Source organism: Pseudomonas azerbaijanorientalis (assembly GCF_019139795.1).
Taxonomy (GTDB): Bacteria; Pseudomonadota; Gammaproteobacteria; order Pseudomonadales; family Pseudomonadaceae; genus Aquipseudomonas; species Aquipseudomonas laurylsulfatiphila.
Genome location: NZ_CP077078.1, coordinates 6,114,470 through 6,136,353 on the forward strand (window position 1 = coordinate 6,114,470; position 21,884 = coordinate 6,136,353).

Consider the following 21,884-nt stretch of genomic DNA (forward strand, 5'->3'; position numbering starts at 1 on the left):
CCTGACAGATCGCTATCGCGGGCAAGCCCGCGATGGGGCCATCACTGTCGCTAAGGATTCCGACCCTTGATCCGCTTGGTCAAAAACCCTAAATACTCCTGCCGCATCACCAGTGTTTCATTCGCCAGATGATGCCGCGCCTCAGGCAACATCAGGACCTGCGGCCGATCAAACTTGCCCCGCAACACTTCAAGGTTATGTTCCCAATCCACGGTCATGTCCGCCTGCCCCTGCACGATCAGCGGCCGCCTGGTGCTGACCGGCGCCGCTTCAACGCGTTTGATCCAGCGTGCCAGCGCGCCAACCCAGGCTGTCGGCAGACGCAGCGGCTGCAATGGATCGGCTTGCAGGAACGGCAGAAAGGCCGGGTCGTTGGAGTTCTCGCTGAAGCGGCGGGCGATGGCTTTGACGAAAGGCCTGAGCAAGTAATAGCTCAATTGCGACCAACCCCACGCCCGCGGCCGCACCAACGGTGCCAACAGGATCACCTGACCCTGGGCCGGGCTGCTCGCCCCCGCATTCAACACATGATCGATCACGATCGCCCCACCAGTACTTTGTCCGCACAGGTGCCACGGTTGCGGCAAATCGAGGGATTGCGCCTCGCTGAACAACCCCTGCAGCGTGTCCTGGTACTCGGCGAAATCCTTGATGCTCGCCCGCTCGCCACTGGACAAGCCATGCCCCGGCAGGTCGCAGGCAATCACCGCAAAGCCTTGGTCCAGTGCCCACTCGATCACATGCCGGTAGAGCCCGGTGTGGTCGTAGAAGCCGTGGATGACAAACAGCGTCGCTTTCGCCCGCTCGGGCCACCAGAACTGGCTGACCAGCTCGTATCCATCGACCTCGAAGCGCCCAAGACCGCTGCGCAGCTGACGCGGCGCAAAATCCAGCCCGTAGAACTGCTGGTAGGCCTTCGCCTGAGCCGACAACGGCTGTCCGGCCGCCAGTGGCAGCAAGCTTGCACGTAGAAGATCGGGGTCGAAAGTGGCCGGCATGGACGATTCCAGAGCGTGAAACGGACTTTATAGGCCTGCGATATTCATCTGTCGCGGCAAGCATGGCAAGCTAGCCGACCTTCGAGGACTGAACCGATGCACCCGCCCCTTCGCGCCACCCTGTTTGCCAGCCTGCTCGCCGTGGTGTGTACCGGCGTATTGTGGGCGGCCTACGACTGGTTCCAGGGGCGTTACCTGCGGGCGTTCAGCGAGCACACGGCGATGTTTTCGGGTGATCCGCTGCGTCTTCCCGATGACCTCGCAGGCCCTGGCGCCATCCGCCTGGTGCATTTCTGGGACCCGGCCTGCCCGTGCAACGTCGGCAATCAACAACACTTGACCGAACTGGTCGAGCGCTATGTACCCCATGGCGTGGAATTCTACGCCGTGCAAAAACCCGGTAGCCATGGCCAGTTACCGGGCACCTTGAGCCGCCTGAAAACCATCGACGTCCTGCCCGGATCCGAACAGATCCCCGCCAGCCCGGCCGTGGCGATCTGGGACCGCAGCGGCAAACTGGCCTACTTCGGCCCCTACAGCGAAGGCCTGACCTGCAACTCCGGCAACAGCTTTATCGAACCCATCCTGCAAGCGCTGGATGAAGGCCGTGCGGTGAGTGCCACGCACACACTGGCCGTGGGGTGTTACTGCCCGTGGCCTGTCGATCCGGCGAAGTAAGCAAAGACACGCCAATACGAATCCCTCCTACGGGCGATGCGCCAAACCGGCGCGTCGTGTTACACAGTGGCACCTGGAATCACAATAACAACAAGGAGTCCCCATGAAACGCAGCTTGACCGCTCTCGCGCTGTTGATCGTCGTGCTGGCCGCCGGAGCCGGCTGGTACCTCTACAGTAAGCAGCCGTCACGCCAGGGCATGGTCGAACTGCAACACCTGCAAGGCTCAGTCACCGTGCGCTACGACGAGCGCGGCGTTCCGCATATCCGCGCCGACAACGAAACCGACCTGTATCGCGCACTCGGCTACGTGCATGCCCAGGACCGCTTGTTCCAGATGGAAGTCCTGCGTCGTCTGGCCCGTGGCGAACTGGCCGAGGTGCTCGGACCGAAGCTGCTCGACACCGACAAACTGATGCGCAGCCTGCGCATTCGCGAACGCGCCGAAACCTACTTCGCCAATCTCGACAAACAGTCACCCTCTTTCATCGCCATGCAGGCCTATCTGGACGGCATCAACCAGTATCAGGACAGCCACGCCAAACCCGTGGAGTTCGATGTGCTGGGCATTCCAAAACGCCCGTTCACCGCCCAGGACACCATCAGCATCGCCGGTTACATGGCCTACAGTTTTGCGGCAGCATTTCGTACCGAACCCTTGCTGACGTTCGTGCGCGATCAACTGGGCCCTGACTACCTGAGCGTTTTCGATCTCGACTGGCAGTCCAAAGGCGTGCTCGACGGGACCGCACCTTCCCTGGCCAGCGCCGACTGGAAAGACCTCAACGCCCTCGCCCGCCTGAGCGAACAGGCCTTGGCTGACAACGGCCTGCCCCAGTTCGAGGGCAGTAACGCCTGGGTCGTCGCGGGCAGCCGGACCCAAAGCGGCAAGCCTCTGCTGGCGGGTGATCCGCATATCCGTTTCTCCGCGCCGTCGGTGTGGTACGAAGCGCAGCTCTCGGCGCCGGGCTTTGAACTCTACGGCCACTACCAGGCCTTGATGCCGTTCGCCTCTCTGGGCATGAACAACGACTTCGGCTGGAGCATCACCATGTTCCAGAACGATGACCTCGACCTGATCGCCGAGAAGGTCAACCCGGACAATCCCAATCAGGTCTGGTATCGCGGCAAGTGGGTGGACATGGTCACCAGCGAACAGAAGATTGCGGTCAAGGGCCAGGAACCGGTGACGCTGGTACTGCGTCAATCGCCCCACGGCCCAATCGTCAACGATGCCTTGGGCAGCGGCGTCGGCAAGACACCGATTGCCATGTGGTGGGCGTTTCTCGAAAGCCAGAACCCGATCCTGGACGGTTTCTACCAGCTCAACCGCGCCGACACCCTGGCCAAGGCCCGCAGTGCCGCAGCAAAAATCCAGGCACCGGGCCTGAACGTTGTATGGGCCAATGCCAAGGGTGACATCGGCTGGTGGGCGGCGGCGCAACTGCCGAAACGCCCGGCGGGTGTACGCCCATGGTTCATCCTCGACGGCAGCACCGCCGAGGCCGACAAGGATGGCTTCTACCCGTTCAGCGCCAACCCTCAGGAAGAAAACCCGGCGCGGGGCTACATCGTATCGGCCAACTTCCAGCCGGTGTCGCCGACCGGCATGGAGATTCCCGGCTATTACAACCTTGCCGATCGTGGTCAGCAGCTCAATCGCCAGCTCGGCGACAAAGCCGTGAAATGGGACCTGGAAAACAGCCAGAAACTGCAGTTGGGCACTACCACCGCCTACGGCCCGCGCTTGTTGGCGCCGCTGCTGCCGGTGTTGCGCGAAGTGCTGAGCGACCCCGCCGAACTCAAACTGGTGGAGCAACTGGCCCAGTGGAAAGGCGACTACCCGCTCGATTCCACCAGCGCCACGCTGTTCAACCAGTTGCTGTTCAATCTGGCTGACGCGACGATGCACGATGAGCTGGGCAACGAATTCTTCGAAACGCTGCTTTCGACCCGGGTGATCGACGCCGCACTCCCCCGCCTGGCCGCCAGCGCCGATTCACCGTGGTGGGACAACCGCAGTACCCTCGGCAAGGAAGCCCGCGCCGACACGGTGAAGGCCGCCTGGCAAGCCAGCCTCACACACCTCAAGAGCACCCTCGGCGCAGACGCCTCGCAATGGCGGTGGGGTAGCGCGCACACCTTGACCCATGGTCATCCGCTGGGCCAACAAAAGCCGCTGGACCTGGTCTTCAACGTCGGCCCCTTCGCCGCCCCCGGCAGCCATGAAGTGCCGAACAACCTCTCGGCGAAGATTGGCCCGGCACCCTGGCCCGTCACCTACGGCCCTTCGACCCGGCGCCTGATCGACTTCGCCGACCCGGCCCACAGCCTGACCGTTAACCCGGTTGGCCAGAGCGGTGTAGTGTTCGACAATCACTATGATGATCAAGCCGAGGCCTACATCGAAGGGATGTATTTCCAGGCGCATCTCAATGATGAAGAAGTCACGGCCAATACGCGCAGTACGTTGAAGCTGTTGCCGGCGCGGGCTGCTCAGTAATTTTGCATTGGCTGGACCGGCCTCTTCGCGAGCAAGCCCGCTCCCACATTGGAACGCGATCTCATGTGGGAGCGGGCTTGCTCGCGAAGAGGCCCTCACAGGCAACAAAAATGTCAGCTCAAACCATCGCCGCAAAATTCAACCTGAACTGCTGCGGCGTCACCCCCAATCTGCGATTGAACACACTGCGCATGTGCTGGGCATCGCGGAAACCGCACTGATAGGCCACGGTCTTGAGCGGCGCACGCGTGCTTTCGAGCATCACCCGCGCCGCATCGACCCGCGCGCGCTCGACGAACTCGGCCGGGGTGATTTTCGCTTCCCTGGCAAACACCCGGGAAAAATTGCGCGCACTCATGTTGGCCGCATTGGCCAGGTCAGCGATGGCTAAATCGCCCGTCAGGTTGGCCAGCACGTAATGCTGGACCATCGCCACCGCCGAAGTCGGTTCGGCGTGGGGCGTGAGGAACGGGCTGAACTGCGACTGTCCGCCCGAACGCTGGGTGAACACCACCAGCCGCTTGGCGACATTCAGTGCCACTTCCGGCCCGTGATCCCGGCCCAATAGATACAACGACAGATCGATCCCCGCTGTGACCCCGGCCGAGGTGAACAGATCGCCGTCCTCAACGTACAGACGATCCGCTTCCACCCGGGACGAGGGACACAGCGCCGCCAGATCCGATGCGTCCTGCCAATGCGTGGTGACCGTGCGCCCCTCCAGCAACCCCGCCCGTGCGAGCATGAAGGCGCCGTTGCAGATCGAGCCAAACCGTTGCGCCCGCCCGCAGGCCCCGCGCAGCCAGGTGTCGAACGCCACGCCGAAACTCATGAACGGCAATTGCGGCCCGCCAGCCACCAACAACAAGTCGTACGCCTCGAGCGCTTCGCTGAAATGCCGATGGGCATTGAGTGCCAAACCGTTGGAGCACGCCATTATCCCGTGCTCGACGCCGATCACCTCCAGCCGATAGTGATCCTGCGGGGCAAGGAATCGATTGGCCTCGGAAAACACATCCATGGGCCCGGTGACATCCAGCGACTGGACGCCGGCGAAGACCACGATGGCGATGGTTTTACTCATGACGTGAATCGCCTCCTTTGGATCTGATTGCACCGTCCCTTTGTAGGAGCGAGCTTGCTCGCGATGGACGTGAGGACACCGCGTTCATTCAGGCAGCCAGCGTCATCGTTGACCGCCATCGCGAGCAGACTCTCTCCTACAGGGGCTGCATGCACCCTAGCCAATCCAGCTCCAACAAGCGAGGTTGGCGCGATATGCATGCTCATTGGCCGGGATCGCAGCCATGGCGCGATTGTCCGGTTTCGAGGGGCGGAACAGACTGAAACCCTCAGCGCCACCCAGGCGTTCACGACGAGGAAAACTCCATGAGCACCACCATCGCCGGCATCAGGATCCCCGACAGCGCGCTGGCCAAGGCCACCACCGAATACATCCGTGACATCGAATCGGACCTGCTCTACCACCACTCACGTCGGGTATTCCTGTTCGGCGCCCTGAGCGGTGAGCGCAAGCAATTGGCCTACAACCCGGAGTTGCTGTACGTCGGCGCGATGTTCCACGACCTGGGCCTGGTGGAGGGTCACCGAAACGACAACGAGCGCTTCGAAGTCGATGGAGCCAATGCGGCAGCCGCATTTCTCAAGCCTTACGGGCTGAGCGACGACGATATCGAACAGGTCTGGCTATCGATTGCGCTGCACACCACACCGGGCGTTCCTCAGCACTTGCGACCCACCGTGGCACTGGTAACGGCTGGAGTCGAGATGGACGTGCTGGGCATGGACTACGCGGCGTTCTCCAGCGTGCAGCGCGAAGCGGTGGTGCATGCGCATCCACGGGGCGAGGGGTTCAAGGAGTGCATCATCTGCGCGTTTGCCGATGGCTTGCGTCATCGTCCACAGACTACGTTCGGGAATGTGAAGACGGATGTGCTGGTGGATCAGGAACCGGGATTCAAGCCGATGAATTTCGTCGAGGTCATTCGCCGATCTCCGTGGATCGCATAAACAAATGTGGGAGCGGGCTTGCTCGCGAATGCAGTGTGTCAGGCGACTATGATGTCGGCTGACACTCCCTCTTCGCGAGCAAGCCCGCTCCCACATATGGACCGGGTTGGCCACAAAGTTGTGGTCAACCCGACTTCAGGCTCAAGCCGCTTCCGGTGCCTGCGCGCGACGCACGTCCGGTTGCTTCCACGAATCAGCGGCAGCTTCTTCGATCGCTTGCTGGATCGCACGCTTGCGGCTTTCTTCGGCGCGACGGCTGAAGAACCAGACCAGGAAGGTCACGATCGACACCGCCAACAGGATCAGACTGGCCACGGCGTTGATCTCGGGCTTCACGCCCAGACGTACCGCCGAGAACACTTCCATCGGCAGGGTCGTGGACCCCGGGCCCGACACGAAGCTCGCCAGCACCAGGTCATCCAGCGACAGGGCGAACGACATCATGCCGCCGGCCGCCAATGACGGCGCGATCATCGGGATGGTGATCAGGAAGAACACCTTCCACGGTTTCGCGCCCAGGTCCATGGCCGCCTCTTCGATGGACAGGTCCAGCTCGCGCAAGCGCGCCGAAACCACCACCGCCACATAGGCCGCACAGAACGTGGTGTGGGCGATCCAGATGGTGACGATGCCGCGCTCCTGCGGCCAGCCGATCATCTGCGCCATGGCCACGAACAGCAGCAACAGCGACAGACCGGTGATCACCTCAGGCATCACCAGCGGCGCGGTGACCAGGCCACCGAACAGGGTACGGCCCTTGAAGCGGGTAATACGCGTCAACACGAACGCCGCCAGGGTACCCAGAGCCACCGCCGCCACCGCCGTGTAGCAGGCGATTTCCAGCGAGCGCACCACCGACCCCATCAGTTGCGAGTTGTCGAGCAGGCCGACGTACCACTTGATCGACCAGCCGCCCCACACCGTCACCAGTTTCGAGGCGTTGAACGAGTAGATCACCAGGATCAGCATCGGCAGGTAGATGAACAACAGACCCACTACCAGCATCAGGCTGGAGAAACGGAAGCGCTTCATTCTTTACCCTCCATTTCCTTGGCCTGACTGCGGTTGAACAGGATGATCGGCACAATCAGGATCGCCAGCATCACCACCGCCAGGGCAGACGCCACCGGCCAGTCACGGTTGTTGAAGAACTCTTGCCAGAGCACTTTACCGATCATCAGGGTTTCCGGGCCGCCAAGCAGTTCCGGAATCACGAACTCACCCACCACCGGGATGAACACCAGCATGCAGCCGGCGATGATGCCGTTTTTCGACAGCGGCACGGTGATTTTCCAGAAGCTGTTGAAGGTGCTCGAACCCAGGTCGGACGCGGCTTCCAGCAGGCTCTGGTCGTGCTTCACCAGGTTGGCGTACAGCGGCAGGATCATGAACGGCAGGTAGGAATAAACCACACCGATGTAGACCGCCAGGTTGGTGTTGAGGATCTGCAGCGGCTCGTCGATCAAGCCCATGCTCATCAGGAAACCGTTGAGCAGGCCGTTGTTGCTGAGGATGCCCATCCACGCATACACGCGGATCAGGATCGCGGTCCAGGTCGGCATCATGATCAGCAGCACCAGCACCGTCTGCACTTCCTTGCGGGCAACGGAGATGCCGTAGGCCATCGGGTAGCCGATCAGCAGGCAGAGGATGGTGCTGAACAGCGCCATCTTCAACGAGCCGAGGTAAGCGGCGATGTACAGCTCGTCACCGGCCAGCATCGCGTAGTTGCCCAAGTTAAGCAGCAACTGCAGCTTCTGCTCGGCGTAGCTGTAGATTTCGGTGTAGGGAGGAATGGCCACGTCCGCTTCGGCGAAGCTGATCTTCAAAACGATGAAGAACGGCAGCATGAAGAACAGGAACAGCCAGATGAAGGGAACCCCGATGACCATCTGACGGCCACCGGGAATTATTCGATTGAGTCGACGCTTGAATTTGCGCATGTTCATGAGCGGAGCACCACGCCGCTGTCGTCTTCCCAGTACACGTAGACCTGATCACCCCAGGTCGGACGCTGCCCGCGACGTTCGGCGTTGGCCACGAACGACTGCACCAGCTTGCCGCTTGGCAGTTCGACGTAGAACACCGAGTGCCCGCCCAGGTAGGCGATGTCGTGCACCTTGCCGCTGGACCAGTTGTACTGGCAGGTCGGCATGTCGGCGGTGACCAGCAGTTTTTCAGGACGGATCGCATAGGTGACCGACTTGTCCTGCACCGAAGTGCTGATGCCGTGGCCGACGTAGATCTGACGATCCAGGTCTTTGCAGGTAATGATCGCGTGGCCTTCGGCATCGTCGATCACTTCGCCTTCGAAGATGTTCACGTTACCGATGAATTCACAGACCAGGCGGCTGGTCGGGGTTTCGTAGATGTCGATCGGGCTGCCGATCTGGGCGATCCAGCCCAGGTGCATGATCGCGATACGCTCGGCCATGGTCATGGCCTCTTCCTGGTCGTGGGTCACCATGACGCAGGTTACGCCGACACGCTCGATGATCTCCACCAGCTCCAGCTGCATTTGCGAGCGCAGTTTCTTGTCCAGTGCGCCCATCGGTTCGTCGAGCAGCAGCAGCTTCGGTCGCTTGGCCAGGGAACGGGCCAGGGCCACACGCTGACGCTGGCCGCCGGACAACTGATGCGGCTTGCGCTTGGCGTACTGGCTCATCTGTACCAGCTTGAGCATTTCGGCGACGCGGGCGTCGATTTCAGCGTTCGGAATCTTGTCCTGCTTGAGGCCGAAAGCGATGTTCTGCGCCACGGTCATGTGCGGGAACAGGGCATAGGACTGGAACATCATGTTGATCGGCCGCTCGTAGGGCGGCATGTCAGTGATGTCTACGCCATCGAGGAAAATGCGCCCCTCCGTGGGCCGTTCGAAACCTGCAAGCATGCGCAGCAATGTGGACTTGCCCGATCCCGAGCCGCCGAGCAGGGCGAAGATCTCACCCTTCTTGATTTCCAGGGACACGTCGTCCACGGCAATCGTCTCGTCGAACTTCTTCGTGACCCGGTCGATTTTGACCAGCACCTGTTTAGGTTGCTGGTCGCCCTCGAGGGCTTTCTTATAGGCGCCGGAGGCAACTGCCATTTACGAAACTCCCAAAAAAAAAGAGTGCAGTTCGCTCAAGGTGAGCCAACCTTGGATAGTTTGAGCCTTGAAGCTATTTACCCGACTTGACCTTGGTCCAGCTGCGGGTCATCAAACGTTGAATATTCGGCGGTAACTCGACCGACACGTAGGTCTTGTCGAGTACCTCTTGGGGCGGATAAACCGCTTCATCGGTGCGAATGGACTGTTCCATCAGCTTGTCCGACCCGGGGTTCGGGTTGGCGTAGCCGACGTAATCACTGACCTGAGCGATGACCTCAGGCTTGAGCAAATAGTTGATGAAGGCGTGAGCCTGCTTGACGTTGGCCGAGTCCTTCGGAATCGCCAGCATGTCGAACCAGAGCGCGCCGCCTTCTTTCGGGATCGAGTAGGCGATGTTCACACCTTTCTTGGCTTCTTCGGCGCGGTTCTTGGCCTGGAAGATGTCGCCGGAGAAACCGATCGCCACGCAGATATCGCCGTTGGCCAGATCCGCGATGTACTTGGATGAGTGGAAGTAGGTCACGTAAGGGCGCACGGCAAGCAACTTGGCGGTGGCCTTTTCGTAATCCTTGGGATCAGTGCTGTTAGCGTTCAGGCCCATGTAGTTGAGCACTGTCGGCATCATTTCATCGGCGGAATCGAGGAACGCGACGCCACAGCTTTGCAGCTTCTTGATGTTCTCCGGCTCGAACAGCACGCCCCACGAATCAATCGTATCGACGCCCAGCACAGCCTTGACCTTGTCGACGTTGTAGCCGATGCCGTTGGTGCCCCACAGGTACGGCACGGCGTACAGATTGCCCGGATCGTTCTGCTCCAGACGCTTGAGCAGCACCGGGTCGAGGTTCGAATAGTTCGGCAGCTGCGACTTGTCGAGCTTCTGGAAAGCTCCGGCCTTGATCTGCTTGCCGAGGAAGTGGTTGGACGGCACGACCACGTCGTAGCCGGTACGCCCGGCCAGCAACTTGCCTTCCAGGGTTTCGTTGGAATCGAAAACGTCATAAACCGGCTTGATCCCGGTCTCTTTCTGGAAGTCCGCCAGGGTGGTCTCGCCGATGTAGTCCGACCAGTTATAAATATGCACGGTACCGGCGGCCTGGACACTGACGGCCATCGTCAGCCCGGCGCCCACCAGCATGGCATTGCGTAACAAAGAAAAAACAGGCACGTGGAGGTCCTCTGAAATTAGTTGGGCCCAAGTTGCCCCGCGCTACATGACAACCGTGGTTGCCCGGCAACAAAACCGGCGCGCAACTTACCCTCGAAAAACCGTTCCAGCAAAACTTTTATACAGACCCTTGTAGGAGCGAGCCTGCTCGCGATGGTCGTCAACGATGACGCGGGGTGCCTGACACCCCGCGGTGCTCTCAGGTTCATCGCGAGCAAGCTCGCTCCTACAGGGTTTTACTTATTTACCCGATTTAATCTTGGTCCAGCTGCGGGTCATGATCCGCTGGGTCGCGGCCGGTAAGTCGGCAATCGCGTACAGCTTGGCCAGCACGTCCGCTGGCGGGTAGATGCCTGGGTCAGCAGTGATTTCTTTATCAACCAACGGCGTGGCGGCCGCGTTACCGTTCGGGAAGCGTACGGCGTTGGTGATTTCAGCCATGATTTCCGGCTTCTGCAGGAAGGTCATGAACTTGTAGGCGCCCTCGACGTTTTCGGCATCCTTAGGGATGGCGACCATGTCGTAGAAGCTGCCGGCACCTTCTTTCGGAATGTTGTAGCTGACTTTCACCTTGTCACCGGCTTCTTCCGCGCGGGACTTGGCCTGGTAGATGTCACCCGAGTAACCCACGGCCACACAGATGTTGCCGTTGGCAAGGTCAGAGATGTACTTGGACGAGTGGAAGTAACCTACCGAAGGGCGGATTTTCAGGAACAGCGCTTCGGCTTCGGCCAGTTGTTTCTTGTCCTGACTGTCGGTTGGATAGCCCAGATAGTGCAACGCCACCGGGATCATCTCGGTTGGCGAATCGAGGAAACTGATACCGCAGGATTTCAACTTCGCGGCGTTTTCAGGTTTGAACAGCAGATCCCAGGAGTTGGTCGGTGCGTCGGCACCCAGTGCTGCCTTGACCTTCTCGGCGTTGAAGCCGATACCGATCGAACCCCACATGTACGGGAAGGCGTGCTCGTTGCCCGGGTCGCTCACGGAAACGGCCTTGAGCAGGTCGGTGTTCAGGTTCTTCCAGTTAGGCAGCTTGGACTTGTCCAGCTTCTGGTAGACGCCAGCCTTGATCTGCTTGGCCAGGAAGTTGTTCGACGGTACAACGATGTCGTAACCGGACTTGCCTGCCAGCAACTTGGCTTCCAGGGTTTCGTTGCTGTCGAAGACGTCATAGACAACCTTGATGCCCGACTCGTCTTCAAACTTCTTGACGGTGTCCGGTGCGATGTAGTCGGACCAGTTGTACACGTGCAGTACTTTGTCATCGGCCTGAACCGCGCCCGCCATCAAACCCATCACGGACATGGCAAGCAGAGTCTTGCCAGCGAGCTTTTTACCTAGTGCCTTCATGCGTAATGCTCCAAATTTTTCTTTTTTGAACCACTTGTTCAGCGGCCGAACCCGGGCAACTGGAACCGCGGCTAGTCTGGCAAGATCCACATCGGTCTTTCAAGGAAACGGTCATGCTTTCTGACAGTTCTGAGCGAAAGTTCCAACTTCATATGCAGAACTTCGGACTTCCGCTCAGAGCCTAGCACTTAGCCCTACAATGCACTCAGGGTCAGGTCAAGACACTTGCGAGCCTTGGTCACCAGTTCATCGATTTCCGCCGGTGTAATCACCAGTGGCGGAGCGATGATCATGGTGTCGCCGACGGCGCGCATGATCAGGCCGTTGTCGAAGCAGAACTGGCGGCAGATCATGCCGACGCCCTTGCCCTCGTAACGCTTGCGCGTGGCCTTGTCCTGGACCAGTTCGATGGCCCCCAACAAACCCACCCCGCGAACTTCACCCACCAGCGGGTGATCGTTCAGTTCCCGCAGGCGCTTTTGCAAATACGGTGCCGTTTCTGCATGAACGCGCTCGATAATTTTCTCGTCGCGCATGATGCGGATGTTTTCCAGCGCCACCGCAGCTGCCACCGGGTGACCGGAGTAAGTGAAGCCGTGGTTGAAATCACCGCCTTCGTTCAGGACTTCCACCACTTCGTCACGCACGATCAGGCCGCCCATCGGGATGTAGCCCGAGGTCAGGCCTTTGGCGATGGTCATCATGTCTGGCTTGAGGCCGTAGAAATCGCTGCCGAACCACTCGCCGGTACGACCGAAACCGCAAATCACTTCGTCAGCCACGAACAGGATGTCGTACTTGGCGAGGATTTCCTTGATGCGCGGCCAGTAGGTGTCTGGCGGAATGATCACGCCACCGGCACCCTGGATCGGCTCGGCTATAAAGGCTCCGACATTGTCGACACCGACTTCCAGAATCTTTTCTTCCAGCTGATTGGCCGCCCACACACCGAATTCTTCCGGGGTCATGTCGCCGCCTTCGGCGAACCAGTACGGCTGGGCAATGTGGACGATGCCCGGGATCGGCAAGTCGCCCTGTTCATGCATGTACGTCATGCCACCCAGGCTCGCGCCGGCCACGGTGGAACCGTGATAGCCGTTCTTGCGGCTGATGATGACTTTCTTGTTCGGCTGGCCCTTGATCGCCCAATAGTGACGAACCATGCGCAGCATGGTGTCGTTGCCTTCAGAGCCGGAACCGGTGAAGAACACATGGTTCATGCCTTGCGGCGCGATGTCGGCGATGGCTTTGGCCAGTTCCAGTACCGGCGGGTGCGCCGTCTGGAAGAACAGGTTGTAGTAAGGCAGCTCGCGCATCTGTTTGCTGGCGGCATCGGCCAGTTCATCGCGACCATAACCAATTGCGACACACCACAGGCCGGCCATGCCGTCGAGGATCTTGTTGCCTTCGCTGTCCCAGAGGTAAACGCCCTTGGCGTTGGTGATGATCCGCGGGCCTTTCTCTTTCAGCTGCTTGAAGTCGCTGAACGGAGCCAGGTGGTGATCGTTGCTCAGGGTTTGCCATTCACGGGTTTGCGGGTTGTTGTTGGTCATGTGAATCTCCTAAAAAAAATCAGGTGAAGGCGCCGCTCGACTGCGGCGGCGCCCGGCGCATCAGACGGCAAAGAGCAGGAATTCCCTTTCCCACGAACTGATCACGCGCTTGAAGTTTTCATGCTCGGCCCGCTTGACCGCGACGTAGCCAGTGATGAAATTTTTGCCAAGGTAACGCTCGATGGTCGCGCTGTTTTCCATGCGTTCCAGCGCGTCTTCGATGGTCAGGGGCAGGCGCAGGTTGCGGCGTTCATAGCCACGCCCTACCACAGGCGCACTCGGATTCAGGCCTTCGACCATGCCGATGTACCCGCAGAGCAGGCTCGCGGCAATCGCCAGGTACGGGTTGGCATCGGCGCCCGGCAGGCGGTTTTCCACCCGACGGTTCTGCGGCCCGGCATCCGGAACCCGCAGGCCCACGGTGCGGTTCTCTTCGCCCCACTCCACGTTCACCGGCGCCGAGGTATCGGGCAGGAAGCGGCGGAACGAGTTGACGTTCGGAGCGAACAGCGGCAACAGTTCGGGAATGAGTTTCTGCAAGCCACCGATGTGGTGCAGGAACAACTGGCTCATGGTCCCGTCTTCATTGGAGAAGATGTTCTTGCCGGTCTCGATGTCGATGATGCTCTGGTGCAAGTGCATGGCACTGCCCGGCTCGCCGGTCATCGGCTTGGCCATGAAGGTCGCGGCCACGTCGTGTTTGAGCGCGGCTTCGCGCATGGTGCGCTTGAACACCAGGATCTGGTCGGCCAGGGACAGGGCATCGCCGTGACGGAAGTTGATTTCCATCTGCGCCGTGCCGTCCTCGTGGATCAGCGTGTCGAGGTCCAGGTCCTGCAGTTCGCACCAGTCGTAGACGTCTTCGAACAGCGGATCGAATTCGTTCGCAGCTTCAATGGAGAACGACTGGCGACCGGTTTCCGGGCGACCGGAGCGGCCGATCGGCGGCTGCAGCGGGTAATCCGGGTCGTCACTGCGCTTGGTCAGATAAAACTCCATTTCCGGCGCCACGATGGGCTGCCAGCCTTTGTCGGAATAGAGTTTCAGGACTTTCTTGAGTACGTTGCGCGGCGACAGCTCGATCGGGTTGCCTTGCTTGTCGTAGGTATCGTGGATAACGATGGCGGTCGGCTCGATGGCCCATGGCACCACGTAGACGGCGTCGGCGTCCGGCTTGCAGACCATGTCGATGTCAGCCGGATCGAGCAGTTCGTAATAGATGTCGTCTTCGACGTAATCGCCGGTCACGGTCTGCAGCAGAACGCTTTCTGGCAGGCGCATGCCTTTTTCGGCGATGAATTTGTTGGTCGGCGAAATCTTGCCCCGGGTAATCCCGGTCAAGTCGGCGATCATGCATTCGACTTCTGTGATCTTGTGGTTTTTCAACCAATCGGTGAGCTGGTCGAGGTTGTTACTCATAAATGCTTCTAGGCTTGAGTTGTCTGACCCTTTTAAGGTCAGGCGTTGTTTGACGCATCGGCGTCGCGTTGTAGAGCGTTTCTGCGGCAGATTATGGTGTTTGCCAACACTGCCGCAGAAGCCGAGCGTGCAGAATCACGAGCGATGCCCCGAACGATGGTCAGGCCGCTATTGTGAATCGGTTCTATATTGAATGGAGTAACCGTAATGGGGGTGCCATCGCGACCGTCCAGAATATCGGACGGGGACGGTTGAACCGTCGCGGATGGGAGGATCACCGCAAGCGCCGAGACCACGGAACGGACGGTCGTGTCATCACTGATGTGATAAACATGCCGACCGAGCTGTCTTGAGCAGTCGGTGACGCCGATTATCGGCAGGCGAGACATGAAGCACCCCGGTATTATTGCTGTTATGGGTTTGATTCGAGCTTAGCCTTGTTCATTTTTTTACACAACACCCCCGTAAAAAATACAACACGGCCCGCTCAAGCTCGCGGCCGCCAATACGTCCAGCGGAGTAAAATCGCCCCAAAGTGCCTCAAAAAAGCCACACGAGCGCTTTTTTAGGGCAAAAAAGGCCTCGCTTGACTTCGGCATGCCGTTCGGGTTGACTGAAACCAGAAAAGATCAATGATTGATATTTTTAACAACAAAGGTGTTGCATCATGTCGGTACCCCCGCGTGCCGTTCAGCTTAACGAAGCGAACGCGTTCCTTAAGGAACATCCTGAGGTTCTGTACGTTGACCTTCTGATTGCGGATATGAATGGTGTGGTGCGCGGCAAGCGCATCGAACGCACCAGCCTCCACAAGGTTTACGAGAAAGGCATCAACCTGCCGGCCTCTCTATTTGCTCTGGATATCAACGGCTCGACGGTGGAAAGCACCGGCCTGGGCCTGGACATCGGTGATGCTGACCGAATCTGCTATCCAATCCCCGATACCCTGTGCAACGAGCCATGGCAGAAGCGCCCGACCGCGCAACTGTTGATGACCATGCACGAACTCGAAGGCGAGCCATTCTTCGCCGACCCGCGTGAAGTTCTGGCCAATGTGGTGCGCAAGTTCGACGAAATGGGCCTGACCATCTGCGCCGCGTTCGAACTGGAGTTCTACCTGATCGACCAGGAGAACGTGAACGGTCGTCCGCAACCACCTCGCTCGCCGGTTTCCGGCAAACGTCCGCACTCGACCCAGGTCTACCTGATCGACGACCTCGACGAATACGTCGACTGCCTCCAGGACATTCTGGAAGGTGCCAAAGAGCAAGGCATTCCGGCCGACGCCATCGTCAAGGAAAGTGCCCCGGCGCAGTTCGAAGTGAACCTGCACCACGTGGCCGATCCGATCAAGGCCTGCGACTACGCGGTCCTGCTCAAGCGCCTGATCAAGAACATCGCCTACGACCATGAAATGGACACCACCTTCATGGCCAAGCCTTACCCAGGCCAGGCGGGTAATGGTCTGCACGTCCACATCTCGATTCTCGACAAAGACGGCAAGAACATTTTTGCCAGCGAGGATCCCGAGCAGAACGCCGCACTGCGTCACGCGATCGGCGGTGTGCTCGAGACCCTACCGGCGCAGATGGCTTTCCTCTGCCCGAACGTCAACTCCTACCGTCGTTTCGGCGCACAGTTCTACGTGCCGAACTCGCCGTGCTGGGGCCTGGACAACCGTACCGTAGCGATTCGCGTGCCTACCGGTTCTGCCGATGCCGTGCGCATCGAACACCGTGTGGCCGGCGCCGATGCCAACCCGTACCTGCTGATGGCTTCGGTCCTGGCAGGCGTGCACCACGGTCTGGTCAACAAGATCGAGCCTGGCGCTCCGGTCGAAGGCAACAGCTACGAGCAAAATGAGCAAAGCCTGCCGAACAACCTGCGTGATGCGCTGCGCGAGCTGGACGACAGCGAAGTCATGGCCAAGTACATCGATCCGAAATACATCGATATCTTCGTGGCCTGTAAAGAGAGCGAGCTGGAGGAGTTCGAACACTCCATCTCCGACCTCGAGTACAACTGGTACCTGCATACCGTTTAATCGGGTGCAGTAAAAAGACGCCGCCGGCTTCACAGCCTGCGGCGTTTTTTTATGGCCGCCTGCGGCGGATCGCTGGCAAGCCAGCTCCCACAGGGTTCGTTGTCGACCACAAATCGGGTGTACGAAACCAATCCCTGTGGGAGCGGGCTTGCCCGCGAAGGTGTCCGGGCAGACAACACACAACCCGACTCGTACAATGCCCCCTGCCCCGCAGGAGACTTCAATGACACGCGTAGCCACCCCCCGCAAACCCCGTGCCCGCAGCCAGGCGCGGATCGATTCGATACTCGATGCGGCCCGCACATTGCTGGCGGCCGAGGGCGTGGCCAGTCTGTCGATCTACAGCGTCGCCGAGCGCGCGGAGATCCCGCCCTCCTCGGTCTACCACTTTTTCGCCAGCGTCCCGGCGTTGCTCGAAGCCTTGACCGCCGACGTCCATGCGGCCTTCCGCGCGTGCCTGCAAGCACCCATCAATCATCACGCCCTCGGCAGCTGGCGCGATCTGTCGCGCCTGGTGGAACAACGCATGCTGGACATCTACGCAGAGGACGCCGCCGCCCGCCAACTGATCCTCGCCCAGCACGGCCTGACCGAAGTCACTCAGGCTGACCGCCAGCACGACCTCGAACTGGGCGAGCTGATGCACAAGCTGTTCGATCACCACTTCGTGCTGCCGACGCTGCCGGATGATGTCGATGTGTTCGCCCTGGCCATGGAGCTTGGCGACCGGGTGTATGCGCGCTCGGTGCAGCAGCACGGGCAGATTACGCCGCGCATGGCCGAGGAAGGGATGCGGGTGTTTGATGCTTATGTGGGGCTTTATCTGCCGCCATACCTGCCCAAGCGCGGCATTCCATCCTGAGATTTTTATTGGTCACGCCGACCTCTTCGCGAGCAAGCCCGCTCCCACAGGGGAATGCATTCCAGATGTGAGAGCGGGCTTGCTCGCGACGGCCGCGCCGCGAATACCGCTGATACACATGCACAAAAACCCCGAAGGGCTCAATCCCTTCGGGGTTGTTGTTTACGCATGTGACTTACAACTTGGCGATCGACACCTCGGTGGATTTCACAAACGCGATCACTTCACTGCCCACCGCCAGTTCCAGCTCTTTCACCGAGCGCGTGGTGATCACCGAAGTGACGATGCCAGAAGCGGTCTGCACGTCGATTTCCGACAGCACGTCGCCGAGGACGATTTCCTTGATGGAGCCTTTGAACTGGTTGCGAACGTTGATGGCCTTGATAGTCATGATGTTGATTCCTGTCGTTGGGTAAGACTTGAGTTATTGAGCCCAACGCAATTGCGTAGGCAAGGGTGAAACAGGTTCCGGCTCCGGTGGTTGGCCGGGCAGCGCCAGCACGCGATTGAGGACTTCGGTTTCCAGCGCCGCCAGCCGGTGGGAGCCGCGCACTCGAGGGCGCGGCAGTTCCACGTGCAGGTCGAGGCCGACTTCACCGTCTTCGATCAGGATCACCCGATCGGCAATCGCCACCGCTTCACTGACGTCATGGGTCACCAGCAACACCGTGAAGCCGTGCTGCTGCCAGAGCCGTTCGATCAGTTGCTGCATTTCAATTCGGGTCAGGGCATCCAGCGCACCCAGGGGTTCGTCGAGCAACAGCAGGCGCGGCTGATGAATCAACGCACGGGCCAAAGCCACGCGTTGCTTCTGTCCACCGGACAACGCTGCCGGCCACTCGTTGGCGCGGTCGGCCAGGCCCACCGCGTCCAAGGCTTCAAGCGCTTGCGGCCGCCAGTTGCCCTTGAGTCCCAGACCGACGTTGTCGATGATCTTTTTCCAGGGCAGCAAACGCGCCTCCTGGAACATCAGCCGTGTGTCCTCCCGCGCGTCGCTCAATGGCGCGGCACCGGCGAGCAACTCGCCGCCGGTTGGTTGGTCGAGGCCGGCGAGCAATCGCAGCAAGGTACTTTTGCCGCAGCCACTGCGACCGACCACGGCGACAAACTGGCCCGCCGGAATGTGCAAGTCGATTTCGCGCAGCACCTGCCGCGAGCCAAAGGTTTTTTGCAGCTTGCGCACCGCCAGCGGAATGCCGCGCAGCAGGCGTGGAGGTTGTTCCGCGATCATGCCGCACCTCCCTTGGCAACCTGATACGCCGGGTGCCAGCGCAGCCACACACGCTCAAGTCCACGGGCCGCGAGGTCGGCCAGTTTGCCGAGCACCGCGTACAGCAGAATCGCCAGCACCACCACGTCGGTCTGCAAGAACTCCCGGGCATTCATCGCCAGATAACCGATACCGGAACTGGCGGAGATGGTTTCCGCGACGATCAACGTCAACCACATGAAGCCCAGGGCAAAGCGCACGCCAACCAGAATCGAAGGCAGCGCCCCCGGCAGGATCACCTGCCAGAACAGGCTGAAACCCGTCAGGCCATAACTGCGCGCCATCTCCACCAATGCCGGGTCGACGTTGCGGATGCCGTGATAGGTGTTGAGGTAAATCGGGAACAACGTGCCCAGCGCCACCAGGAAAATCTTCGCCGACTCGTCGATGCCGAACCACAGGATCACCAGCGGAATCAGCGCCAGGTGTGGCACGTTGCGGATCATCTGCACCGAACTGTCGAGCAGGCGTTCGCCCCACTTCGACAGGCCGGTGATAAAACCCAGGATCAAACCGATGCCGCCACCGATGGTGAAGCCCAGCGCGGCACGCCAGCCACTGATCGCCAGGTGCGTCCAGATTTCGCCGCTGCGCACCAGGCTCACGCCAGCTTCGATCACGGCAACCGGCGCCGGCAAAATCCGTGTCGACAACCAGCCCGCCGACACACTCAACTGCCACACCGCCAGCAACAACACCGGCAACGCCCAAGGCGCGAGACTGTGGATGATTTTCTTCATGACCGCGCCTCAGCTCTGGGACGCGGCTTTGGGCAGAATGTCGTTGGCGACCATCTCGCCGAACGGACTCACGTAGCCCGCACTTTTCGGCAGTTCAGGACGCTCGACATCGAGGTGCGGGAACAGCAGTTCGGCGACTCGGTACGACTCTTCCAGGTGTGGATAACCGGAGAAAATAAAGGTGTCGATGCCGAGGTCCGCGTACTCCTTCACGCGGGCGGCCACGGTCGGGCCATCGCCCACCAGCGCCGTACCGGCACCGCCACGCACCAGGCCGACACCGGCCCACAGGTTCGGGCTGACTTCCAGGTTGTCGCGGCTGCCGCCATGCAATGCGGCCATGCGTTGCTGACCGACCGAATCGAAGCGCGCCAGCGACGCCTGGGCACGAGCGATGGTGTCGTCGTCAAGATGGGAGATCAGTCGATCCGCGGCTTTCCAGGCTTCATCGTTGGTTTCGCGCACAATCACGTGCAGGCGAATGCCAAAGCGCACGGTGCGTCCGAGCTTCGCGGCCTTGGCGCGGACCTGTTCGATTTTTTCCGCCACGGCGGCCGGCGGCTCGCCCCAGGTCAGGACCATTTCCACCTGTTCGGCAGCCAGGTCTTGCGCGGCATCCGAAGAGCCACCGAAGTACAGCGGCGGGCGCGGCTGCTGGATCGGTGGATAGAGCAGTTTCGCGCCCTTCACGCTGATGTGCTGGCCGTCGTAATCAACGGTTTCGCCTTCCAGCACGCGGCGCCAGATACGGGTGAACTCCACAGAAGCCTGGTAGCGCTCTTCGTGGCTAAGGAACAGACCATCGCCGGCCAACTCTTCCGGATCACCGCCCGTCACCAGGTTGAACAGCGCACGACCGCCGGACAGCCGATCCAGGGTCGCGGCCTGACGCGCCGCCACCGTCGGGGAAATGATCCCGGGGCGCAGGGCAACCAGAAACTTCAAGCGCTGGGTCACCGGAATCAGCGACGCCGCCACCAACCAGGAGTCTTCGCAGGAGCGGCCGGTGGGAATCAGCACGCCACCGAAACCCAGTCGGTCCGCCGCTTGCGCGACTTGTTGCAGGTAGCCGTGGTCAACGGCGCGCGCGCCTTCGGCGGTGCCAAGGTAATGGCCGTCGCCGTGGGTAGGCAGGAACCAGAAGATATTGAGGCTCATGTGGAGTGGTCTCCTTGGGAAATCGATTTACTGGGCTTTCATTACTGAGCTTTGGCAACGGCTGCCGGCGGCGTCCAGATCACGTCTTTGATGCTCAGTTGCTTTGGAATCAGCTTGAGCTGGTAGAAGGTGTCGGCGATTTTCTGCTGCGCCGCGACCACTTCCGGAGTCAGGAACAAGGCTCCGTAGCCCTGGCGTTTCACCGAAGTGCGGGTGATGTCTGCCGACAGGCCGAGCAGTGGCGAGACTTGCTGGGTCACGTCCTCAGGATTGGCCCTGGACCACTCGCCCACCGCGCGCACTTCTTCCACCAGAGTCTTGATCACCTCGGGATTTTTTTGCGCGTAGGGTTTGGTCGCCAGGTAGAACTGATGGTTGTCGACGATGCCCTGGCCATCGCGCAGGGTGCGAGCTTGCAGCTGTTGTTCGGCGGCGGCCTGGTATGGGTCCCAGATGACCCAAGCGTCGACACTGCCACGCTCGAACGCAGCACGGGCATCGGCCGGCGGCAGGAATACGGTCTGGATATCGGTGTATTTGAGGCCGGCGTCTTCCAGCGCACGCACCAGCAGGTAGTGCACGTTGGAGCCCTTGTTGAGCACGACCTTCTTGCCCTTGAGCTCTGCCACCGACTTGATCGGCGAGCCCTTCGGCACCAGGATCGCCTCACTGTGCGGCGCTGGCGGTTCGTAGGCGACGTAAAGCAGATCAGCGCCGGCCGCTTGGGCGAACACGGGAGGGGTTTCGCCGGTAACGCCGAAGTCGATGGAGCCGACGTTCAAGCCTTCAAGCAGTTGCGGGCCACCGGGGAATTCAGTCCATTGCACGTCCACGCCTTGGGCGGCGAGGCGTTTTTCCAGGGTGCCCTTGGCTTTGAGCAGCACCAGGGTTCCGTATTTCTGATAGCCGATTCGTAACGTCTCGGCCTGGGCTTGAGTAATGGCGCCGAAGGTGACAGCCGCAGCAAACAGAGCGACCAGACCACGACGCAAAATGACAGGGCGCATGGCGCTCTC

20 protein-coding genes and 1 pseudogene are annotated in these 21,884 nt (G+C 60.4%); 6 read left to right on the forward strand and 15 right to left on the reverse strand.

The genetic code is table 11. The features are described from left to right. Positions 1-50: 50 nt before the first annotated feature. Positions 51-998 carry a phospholipase BipL gene (gene bipL, locus KSS91_RS27505; RefSeq protein WP_217836652.1) on the reverse strand — a complete coding sequence of 316 codons (948 nt, stop codon included), beginning with the start codon at positions 996-998 and terminating at the stop codon, positions 51-53. Between the two features lie 96 nt (positions 999-1,094). On the opposite strand from bipL, the gene KSS91_RS27510 reads away from it, so the two are divergent. Both KSS91_RS27510 and KSS91_RS27515 read left to right on the forward strand, forming a co-directional pair. Continuing rightward, a complete protein-coding gene (locus tag KSS91_RS27510; RefSeq protein ID WP_217836653.1) occupies positions 1,095-1,676 on the forward strand; it encodes a DUF6436 domain-containing protein in 582 nt (193 codons plus the stop codon). Positions 1,677-1,779: 103 nt separating this feature from the next. After that, entirely contained in the window at positions 1,780-4,179 is a 2,400-nt protein-coding gene (locus tag KSS91_RS27515; protein ID WP_217836654.1) for a penicillin acylase family protein, read from the forward strand. Between the two features lie 118 nt (positions 4,180-4,297). Here the strand turns inward: KSS91_RS27515 and KSS91_RS27520 are convergent, their stop codons facing one another. Then, on the reverse strand, positions 4,298-5,263 hold the full coding sequence (locus KSS91_RS27520) for a GlxA family transcriptional regulator (protein ID WP_217836655.1): 966 nt from the start codon (positions 5,261-5,263) through the stop codon (positions 4,298-4,300). Positions 5,264-5,568: 305 nt separating this feature from the next. Between KSS91_RS27520 and KSS91_RS27525 the strand changes: the two genes are divergently transcribed. Then, on the forward strand, positions 5,569-6,210 hold the full coding sequence (locus KSS91_RS27525) for an HD domain-containing protein (RefSeq protein ID WP_217836656.1): 642 nt from the start codon (positions 5,569-5,571) through the stop codon (positions 6,208-6,210). A gap of 141 nt (positions 6,211-6,351) precedes the next feature. Here the strand turns inward: KSS91_RS27525 and KSS91_RS27530 are convergent, their stop codons facing one another. The 4 genes from KSS91_RS27530 to KSS91_RS27545 form a co-directional block, all read right to left on the reverse strand. Then, positions 6,352-7,242, reverse strand: coding sequence for an ABC transporter permease subunit (locus tag KSS91_RS27530; RefSeq protein ID WP_015097268.1), 891 nt, complete (start codon positions 7,240-7,242; stop codon positions 6,352-6,354). Continuing rightward, on the reverse strand, positions 7,239-8,120 hold the full coding sequence (locus KSS91_RS27535) for an ABC transporter permease subunit (RefSeq protein ID WP_191624904.1): 882 nt from the start codon (positions 8,118-8,120) through the stop codon (positions 7,239-7,241). The genes KSS91_RS27530 and KSS91_RS27535 overlap by 4 nt, the downstream gene beginning before the upstream one ends. Before the next feature lie 35 nt (positions 8,121-8,155). Next, a complete protein-coding gene (locus tag KSS91_RS27540; protein WP_015097270.1) occupies positions 8,156-9,298 on the reverse strand; it encodes an ABC transporter ATP-binding protein in 1,143 nt (380 codons plus the stop codon). 73 nt (positions 9,299-9,371) lie between these two features. Continuing rightward, complete coding sequence (locus tag KSS91_RS27545; protein ID WP_217836657.1) at positions 9,372-10,469, reverse strand: polyamine ABC transporter substrate-binding protein; 1,098 nt, start codon at positions 10,467-10,469, stop codon at positions 9,372-9,374. 153 nt (positions 10,470-10,622) lie between these two features. Between KSS91_RS27545 and KSS91_RS28650 the strand changes: the two are divergent. Beyond that, a pseudogene (locus KSS91_RS28650) lies at positions 10,623-10,706 on the forward strand (outer membrane lipoprotein carrier protein LolA); the annotation flags it as partial. A gap of 3 nt (positions 10,707-10,709) precedes the next feature. On the opposite strand, the gene KSS91_RS27550 reads toward KSS91_RS28650, so the two are convergent. The 4 genes from KSS91_RS27550 to KSS91_RS27565 all read right to left on the reverse strand — a co-directional run bounded on the left by KSS91_RS27550 (position 10,710) and on the right by KSS91_RS27565 (position 15,183). Continuing rightward, on the reverse strand, positions 10,710-11,822 hold the full coding sequence (locus KSS91_RS27550; RefSeq protein WP_015097272.1) for a polyamine ABC transporter substrate-binding protein: 1,113 nt from the start codon (positions 11,820-11,822) through the stop codon (positions 10,710-10,712). Between the two features lie 194 nt (positions 11,823-12,016). Continuing rightward, positions 12,017-13,375, reverse strand: coding sequence for an aspartate aminotransferase family protein (locus KSS91_RS27555; RefSeq protein WP_217836658.1), 1,359 nt, complete (start codon positions 13,373-13,375; stop codon positions 12,017-12,019). 60 nt (positions 13,376-13,435) lie between these two features. After that, a complete protein-coding gene (locus KSS91_RS27560; protein ID WP_015097274.1) occupies positions 13,436-14,794 on the reverse strand; it encodes a glutamine synthetase family protein in 1,359 nt (452 codons plus the stop codon). A gap of 38 nt (positions 14,795-14,832) precedes the next feature. After that, on the reverse strand, positions 14,833-15,183 hold the full coding sequence (locus KSS91_RS27565) for a hypothetical protein (protein ID WP_083884603.1): 351 nt from the start codon (positions 15,181-15,183) through the stop codon (positions 14,833-14,835). Between the two features lie 278 nt (positions 15,184-15,461). Here KSS91_RS27565 and KSS91_RS27570 point away from each other — a divergent pair, with 278 nt between their 5' ends. Together KSS91_RS27570 and KSS91_RS27575 are read left to right on the forward strand one after the other, a co-directional pair. Next, positions 15,462-16,838, forward strand: a complete 1,377-nt coding sequence (locus KSS91_RS27570) for a glutamine synthetase family protein (protein WP_015097275.1) — start codon at positions 15,462-15,464, stop codon at positions 16,836-16,838. Positions 16,839-17,061: 223 nt separating this feature from the next. Next, complete coding sequence (locus KSS91_RS27575) at positions 17,062-17,700, forward strand: TetR/AcrR family transcriptional regulator (protein WP_217836659.1); 639 nt, start codon at positions 17,062-17,064, stop codon at positions 17,698-17,700. A gap of 175 nt (positions 17,701-17,875) precedes the next feature. On the opposite strand, the gene KSS91_RS27580 is transcribed toward KSS91_RS27575, so the two are convergent. The 5 genes from KSS91_RS27580 to KSS91_RS27600 are packed head-to-tail and all read right to left on the reverse strand — an operon-like array spanning position 17,876 to position 21,875. Continuing rightward, complete coding sequence (locus KSS91_RS27580) at positions 17,876-18,091, reverse strand: TOBE domain-containing protein (RefSeq protein WP_007967989.1); 216 nt, start codon at positions 18,089-18,091, stop codon at positions 17,876-17,878. A 33-nt stretch (positions 18,092-18,124) separates the two neighbouring features. After that, on the reverse strand, positions 18,125-18,931 hold the full coding sequence (gene ssuB / locus KSS91_RS27585) for an aliphatic sulfonates ABC transporter ATP-binding protein (RefSeq protein ID WP_217836660.1): 807 nt from the start codon (positions 18,929-18,931) through the stop codon (positions 18,125-18,127). Further along, positions 18,928-19,710: an aliphatic sulfonate ABC transporter permease SsuC gene (gene ssuC / locus KSS91_RS27590; protein ID WP_217836661.1), complete on the reverse strand. Its 783-nt coding sequence runs from the start codon at positions 19,708-19,710 to the stop codon at positions 18,928-18,930. Before ssuC ends, ssuB begins: the two co-directional genes overlap by 4 nt. Positions 19,711-19,719: 9 nt before the next feature. Continuing rightward, on the reverse strand, positions 19,720-20,868 hold the full coding sequence (ssuD, locus tag KSS91_RS27595; RefSeq protein WP_015097281.1) for an FMNH2-dependent alkanesulfonate monooxygenase: 1,149 nt from the start codon (positions 20,866-20,868) through the stop codon (positions 19,720-19,722). Between the two features lie 41 nt (positions 20,869-20,909). Further along, entirely contained in the window at positions 20,910-21,875 is a 966-nt protein-coding gene (locus KSS91_RS27600; RefSeq protein ID WP_102699625.1) for a sulfonate ABC transporter substrate-binding protein, read from the reverse strand. Between the last annotated feature and the right edge of the window lie 9 nt (positions 21,876-21,884).

Bases quoted from the DNA above. Each gene is read 5' to 3' on its own strand.
- KSS91_RS27560 (WP_015097274.1), bottom strand. From the start codon at position 14,794: ATGAGTAACAACCTCGACCAGCTCACCGATTGGTTGAAAAACCACAAG.
- KSS91_RS27525 (WP_217836656.1), top strand. From the start codon at position 5,569: ATGAGCACCACCATCGCCGGCATCAGGATCCCCGACAGCGCGCTGGCC.
- KSS91_RS27575 (WP_217836659.1), top strand. From the start codon at position 17,062: ATGACACGCGTAGCCACCCCCCGCAAACCCCGTGCCCGCAGCCAGGCG.
- KSS91_RS27580 (WP_007967989.1), bottom strand. From the start codon at position 18,091: ATGACTATCAAGGCCATCAACGTTCGCAACCAGTTCAAAGGCTCCATC.
- ssuC (WP_217836661.1), bottom strand. From the start codon at position 19,710: ATGAAGAAAATCATCCACAGTCTCGCGCCTTGGGCGTTGCCGGTGTTG.
- KSS91_RS27600 (WP_102699625.1), bottom strand. From the start codon at position 21,875: ATGCGCCCTGTCATTTTGCGTCGTGGTCTGGTCGCTCTGTTTGCTGCG.
- KSS91_RS27510 (WP_217836653.1), top strand. From the start codon at position 1,095: ATGCACCCGCCCCTTCGCGCCACCCTGTTTGCCAGCCTGCTCGCCGTG.
- KSS91_RS27530 (WP_015097268.1), bottom strand. From the start codon at position 7,242: ATGAAGCGCTTCCGTTTCTCCAGCCTGATGCTGGTAGTGGGTCTGTTG.
- KSS91_RS27550 (WP_015097272.1), bottom strand. From the start codon at position 11,822: ATGAAGGCACTAGGTAAAAAGCTCGCTGGCAAGACTCTGCTTGCCATG.
- KSS91_RS27570 (WP_015097275.1), top strand. From the start codon at position 15,462: ATGTCGGTACCCCCGCGTGCCGTTCAGCTTAACGAAGCGAACGCGTTC.
- ssuB (WP_217836660.1), bottom strand. From the start codon at position 18,931: ATGATCGCGGAACAACCTCCACGCCTGCTGCGCGGCATTCCGCTGGCG.
- KSS91_RS27565 (WP_083884603.1), bottom strand. From the start codon at position 15,183: ATGTCTCGCCTGCCGATAATCGGCGTCACCGACTGCTCAAGACAGCTC.
- KSS91_RS27555 (WP_217836658.1), bottom strand. From the start codon at position 13,375: ATGACCAACAACAACCCGCAAACCCGTGAATGGCAAACCCTGAGCAAC.
- ssuD (WP_015097281.1), bottom strand. From the start codon at position 20,868: ATGAGCCTCAATATCTTCTGGTTCCTGCCTACCCACGGCGACGGCCAT.
- KSS91_RS27540 (WP_015097270.1), bottom strand. From the start codon at position 9,298: ATGGCAGTTGCCTCCGGCGCCTATAAGAAAGCCCTCGAGGGCGACCAG.
- bipL (WP_217836652.1), bottom strand. From the start codon at position 998: ATGCCGGCCACTTTCGACCCCGATCTTCTACGTGCAAGCTTGCTGCCA.
- KSS91_RS27520 (WP_217836655.1), bottom strand. From the start codon at position 5,263: ATGAGTAAAACCATCGCCATCGTGGTCTTCGCCGGCGTCCAGTCGCTG.
- KSS91_RS27515 (WP_217836654.1), top strand. From the start codon at position 1,780: ATGAAACGCAGCTTGACCGCTCTCGCGCTGTTGATCGTCGTGCTGGCC.